The organism is Vibrio sp. 1978 (genome assembly GCF_033344345.1).
Genome location: NZ_JAWPOP010000685.1, coordinates 1 through 613, shown reverse-complemented (window position 1 = coordinate 613; position 613 = coordinate 1). Strand labels below are relative to the sequence as shown.

Genomic DNA, 613 nt, shown 5'->3' with positions numbered 1-613 from the left:
AAGTGTTGCGTTGCGCTAAATCCCACAATGTGGCGATTGAGGTGAACAATACGTCTCTCACAGGCAAGAGCCGAAAGGGCAGTGATGCGCGCTGTGATCAAATTGTTGCCTTAGGAAAAGAGATTGGCGTGTATTTCAGTACCGGCTCTGATGCGCACTTTTGCGAAGAGATTTCAAAACTGGATCTCGCCATCGAATTGCTGGAAAAACATGGCGTGGAGAAGGACAAAATCCTAACGACTTCAACCCGTCGTTTCTTGAAGTTCTTACTACTCAGAGGTAAACCACGCATTCCTGAGTTCGACGCGTTTTACTGATGTATGTGCATGAATAATCAAAAGTAGACCCCGCCAATCGGCGGGGTTTGTATTAGTTATGTACAAACTTGCTTACTTACAAAGGTGACTCAACGACTACATATTTACGATCTGCCCTAAGTGGCGCAAACCATGTGTCTTGGTATTTGAAATAGCTTTGCCCGTCTATCACTACCGTCTGCTTGGTGTGGGGAAGTGAGTCAACAATTTCGCCAAGCTTATAAGGGCTTGGGGTTTTCCTAGTGATGGTTTTGCTTGCCTCTGTTGTCGTAGTGCTCACTTGGTTAGGAGAGGCA

The 613-nt window shown here is 46.0% G+C and carries 1 protein-coding gene and 1 pseudogene; one reads left to right on the top strand and one right to left on the bottom strand.

The annotated features are described in order from the left end of the window. Positions 1-317 (top strand): annotated as a pseudogene (locus R8N49_RS28540) (phosphatase); the annotation flags it as partial. Between the two features lie 76 nt (positions 318-393). Here the strand turns inward: R8N49_RS28540 and R8N49_RS28535 are convergent. Then, positions 394-613 (bottom strand): DUF6515 family protein (locus R8N49_RS28535; protein WP_412034933.1); only part of this gene is annotated, 220 nt, incomplete at its 5' end.